4 protein-coding genes are annotated in these 3,915 nt (G+C 72.5%); 2 read left to right on the top strand and 2 right to left on the bottom strand.

The annotated features are described in order from the left end of the window. Positions 1–200 precede the first annotated feature (200 nt). Positions 201–725, top strand: a complete 525-nt coding sequence (locus tag AOK16_RS02695; protein ID WP_055470589.1) for a hypothetical protein — start codon at positions 201–203, stop codon at positions 723–725. 90 nt (positions 726–815) lie between these two features. Here the strand turns inward: AOK16_RS02695 and AOK16_RS02690 are convergent, their stop codons facing one another. Then, positions 816–1,577: a hypothetical protein gene (locus AOK16_RS02690; protein WP_055470588.1), complete on the bottom strand. Its 762-nt coding sequence runs from the start codon at positions 1,575–1,577 to the stop codon at positions 816–818. Positions 1,578–1,731: 154 nt separating this feature from the next. Here AOK16_RS02690 and AOK16_RS02685 point away from each other — a divergent pair, with 154 nt between their 5' ends. Further along, positions 1,732–2,901 carry an Mrp/NBP35 family ATP-binding protein gene (locus AOK16_RS02685; RefSeq protein ID WP_055470587.1) on the top strand — a complete coding sequence of 390 codons (1,170 nt, stop codon included), beginning with the start codon at positions 1,732–1,734 and terminating at the stop codon, positions 2,899–2,901. Between the two features lie 74 nt (positions 2,902–2,975). On the opposite strand, the gene AOK16_RS02680 is transcribed toward AOK16_RS02685, so the two are convergent. After that, positions 2,976–3,671, bottom strand: a complete 696-nt coding sequence (locus AOK16_RS02680) for a hypothetical protein (RefSeq protein WP_107098253.1) — start codon at positions 3,669–3,671, stop codon at positions 2,976–2,978. Between the last annotated feature and the right edge of the window lie 244 nt (positions 3,672–3,915).

The raw sequence follows: 3,915 nt of genomic DNA, 5'->3' as shown, positions 1-3,915 counted from the left end.
TCCGTACCCTCACCATGCGTCTTACCCTGGGAGGGGACAAGTCCTCCCAGGGTAAGGCGCATGGTGAGGGTACGGAACTGTCGTCCGGGGACTGGAACGGCGGGCGGGGGCCCGTACAGAACCTGGAGGGCCGGGGCCGTACAAGCCTGGGACCAACGGCGGGCCGGGGCCCCGTGCAAGGCCTGGAATAGGGTGTCCGCATGACGCAGACCCTCATGGACCGCGCCCTGATCGAGGAGGCCACCAAGAAGTCCGGCCTCGTCTGGGTCCGGGGCGACGCGGGCGCGACCGCCCCGGCGCGCGCCCTGTGGCACGTCTGGCACGAGGGTGGAGCCTGCCTGGTCGGCGACGGCCCCGGCGAGCAGCCGTTCACCGGGCTCGGCCTCACCGACGGCGGCTCGGCCTGCGTCACCGTGCGCAGCAAGGACAAGTGGGGGCGGCTGGTCACTTGGCAGGCCCGTGTCGTGGAGCTGCCGCCCGGCGGCGAGGCCTGGGAGGCAGCCGCCGCCGAACTCAAGGGCAAGCGGCTGAACGCGCCCGACGCCGAGCGGATGACCGAGCGCTGGGCGCAGGAGTGCCGGGTGCTGCGGCTCGAACCGGCCGGTCCCACCGCCGAGTTGCCGGACGGCTCGCTGGCCGCCGTTCCGCCCGCGACCCCGGCGACGACCCGCCGCCCGATCCCCGCGGCGCTGCCGAAGCTGCTGCGCGGGCGGAAGCGGCGCTAGCCCGCCCCGTCCGAGAACGGGCTGACCTCGATCCGGGAGCGGGCCGTTTCCCGGATCCGAGAACGGGCCGGCCCCGATCCCGAGAACGGGCTAGCCGCCCGCGGCCGAGATCTGCTTCCCGTAGTCGACGATGTCGTCCTTGCTGGGCGGCTTCAGCGTGAAGTCCTCGTTCCAGTCGACGAGTTCGAGCTCGCCCGCGCCGCCCGCGCGCTGGAGCCGCAGCGGATACGGGGTGCCCTCCAGGGACACGTCCAGCGCGCCGCCCTCGCCCTTGTTCCCCGCCTCGACCCGGACCGTGCGGACGCCGCCGACCGAGTCCCGGTCGCCCGCGGTCAGCCGGCCGTGCAGCCCGAGCAGCCCCTCCAGCAGCAGCTCCATGTCGGTGAAGCCGCTGAGCTGCTGGTACGCGGAGTCGCCGCTGGGCACCTTCACGTACTTGTGCTCCAGCTTGTCCGCCGCCGAGTTGTCGGACTTCCTCGCCTCCCCCGAGTGCTGGTGGGCCCAGAAGTCGGCGTCGGCCTTCAGATAGAGCGCGTCGCCGACGCGCAGCAGCTCGAAGGTGGAGTCCTTGGTGGCGACCTCGCCGACGCCACCGCCCCGCTCGCCCTGTTTGAGCCGCATGTCGATCCGGTACGTGCGCCCTTGGGAGACGACGCTGCCCGACAGCCGCACCGAGGTCGCGCCCTCGACCGCCTTGAGGGCCTTGGTCTCGATCTTCTGCGGGGCCAGTCTGCCGACGCCGTTCGTCCCGGCGTCGGGGTCCTCTTCTGCGCATCCCGCGAGCGCCAGGGCCAGCGCCGTGCACACCGCGCCCACCAGCGCGGCGTTCCGTGTGCGGGGGAATGCGGTCACGTCTGCTCTGCCTCCTGATCGCGGCGGGCCCGGCGGTTCCCGGGCCCTCGGCATGCGGTGCCCCGACGGCAGTCCGCAGCGTACTGGGATGGCCCCTGCCCGCTCTGCTCCGGCCCACGCCCGGCCGCCCTCGCGGGCGCCGTACCATCGGTGCATGGCTACCGACACGTACGGCTCCCCCCAGGGCCCCGCGCCGAGCGAGGACGCGGTGCGCGCCGCGCTCGCGACGGTCAACGACCCGGAGATCCACCGCCCCATCACCGATCTCGGCATGGTCAAATCGGTGGAGATCGCGGCGAACGGGGCCGTGGCGGTCGGCGTCTATCTGACCGTGTCCGGCTGCCCCCTGCGCGAGACCATCACGCGCGAGGTCACCGAGGCGGTCTCACGGGTCGCGGGCGTGACGCGGGTGAGCGTCGAGCTGGATGTGATGAGCGACGAGCAGCGCCGCGAGCTGACCGCCTCGCTGCGCGGCGGCCAGGCCGAGCGCGAGGTGCCGTTCGCCAAGCCGGGCTCGCTGACCCGGGTCTACGCGGTGGCCTCCGGCAAGGGCGGCGTCGGCAAGTCCTCGGTGACGGTCAACCTCGCCGCGGCCATGGCCCGGGACGGGCTGAAGGTCGGCGTCGTGGACGCGGACATCTACGGGCACTCGGTGCCGCGCATGCTCGGCGCGGAGGGCCGCCCCACCCAGGTCGAGAACATGATCATGCCGCCGTCCGCGAACGGCGTGAAGGTCATCTCCATCGGCATGTTCACCCCGGGCAACGCCCCGGTGGTCTGGCGCGGGCCGATGCTGCACCGCGCGCTCCAGCAGTTCCTGGCGGACGTCTACTGGGGCGACTTGGACGTGCTGCTGCTCGACCTGCCGCCGGGGACCGGCGACATCGCGATCTCTGTGGCCCAACTGGTCCCGAACGCCGAGATCCTGGTCGTGACCACGCCCCAGCAGGCCGCCGCCGAGGTGGCCGAGCGGGCCGGGTCCATCGCCGTGCAGACCCACCAGAAGATCGTCGGCGTGGTCGAGAACATGTCGGGGCTGCCGTGCCCGCACTGCGACGAGATGGTGGACGTCTTCGGCACCGGCGGCGGGCAGCGGGTCGCCGAGGGCCTGACGCGGACCACGGGCGCCGAGGTGCCGGTGCTGGGCGCGATCCCCATCGACGTACGGCTGCGCGAGGGCGGCGACGAGGGCAAGCCGGTCGTCATCACCGATCCCGACTCGCCCGCGGGCAGCGCGCTGCGGTCCATCGCGGACAAGCTGGGCGGGCGGCAGCGCGGCCTGGCGGGCATGTCGCTGGGAATCACCCCGCGCAACAAGTTCTGAGCGCGCGTACGCCCAAGTGACGTGCGGGGCCCGGGTCTTGGGAAGACCCGGGCCCCGCACATCGGTTTTTCGCGTCAGTGCTCGTACGCGGCGATGTCCTTGACCACCGAGAAGCCCAGACCGTACGCGCTCATGCCACGCCCATACGCCCCGATGTGGACCCCGTCGCGGGCGGAACCGGCCAGCACCCAGCCGTACTCGGACTCGCGGTAGTGGAAGCCCATCGGCACGCCGTCGACCGGCAGGGACAGCTTCGACCAGTCGGGGCCGTCCAGGTCGTCGGCCAGCTCCCAGGCGATCGTCGTCTGCTGGTCCAGCCAGTCGTCGCGTAGCGCGCGCTCCATCTGCGGCGGCCAGGTACAGGTCAGCAGGCCGGAGCCGGCCAGCCAGGCGGCCGAGGAGACCGAGGTGGCCTCCAGGACGCCCGTACCGTCCGCGCTGCGCCGCACCGGGCGGCTGGCGACCGTGACGACCACCGTGAAGCGCTGTTTGTGGTGTTCGGCCTCGGCTCGCAGGGTGGGCTCGTCGCCGTGGCCGGTCGAGCCGTGCTCGACGGTGCCGTCGGCCGCGGCGCCGACGTGCATCAGCCGGCGCGGGCCCGTGAAGGCCTCGTCCAGTCCGTACCAGGGGAAATCGGCGAGCAGATAGCCGTCGAGACCGCGCCGGCTGCCCGACACTTCCTCTTGCGTCGTTCTTCCGGCCTCCACGTTGTCGGACGTGCTGGGATCGCCGAGCGCTCCCTGCGCTCCAACCCGACGCGTGGTCTCCATCTGCGTGGCGCCTCCTCGTTGCCCCGGTGTCTTAGGGCGGCGACCCGCTTCCTCGGACGTCTCACCCCGGACACAGGGAGAATAGCCACCCGGGTCGGCCCTCCGGGCATACGAAGGGATCAGGTGGCGTCGGAATCGAAGGGCGGGCGCTCGTCCGCGTCGAGGGTATCGCGCTTCCGCAGCAGGTCGGAGCCGCCCGAGGACGTTCCGTAATCCTTGCTGAGAGAGGTGCCCGCCGCGGCGG

This window comes from Streptomyces pathocidini, assembly GCF_001418495.1.
Lineage (GTDB): Bacteria > Actinomycetota > Actinomycetes > Streptomycetales > Streptomycetaceae > Streptomyces > Streptomyces pathocidini.
Note: the sequence above shows the minus strand (reverse complement) of the source record. Positions and strands in the feature narration are given on the sequence as shown.

Bases quoted from the DNA above. Each gene is read 5' to 3' on its own strand.
- AOK16_RS02680 (WP_107098253.1), bottom strand. From the start codon at position 3,671: ATGGAGACCACGCGTCGGGTTGGAGCGCAGGGAGCGCTCGGCGATCCC.
- AOK16_RS02695 (WP_055470589.1), top strand. From the start codon at position 201: ATGACGCAGACCCTCATGGACCGCGCCCTGATCGAGGAGGCCACCAAG.
- AOK16_RS02685 (WP_055470587.1), top strand. From the start codon at position 1,732: ATGGCTACCGACACGTACGGCTCCCCCCAGGGCCCCGCGCCGAGCGAG.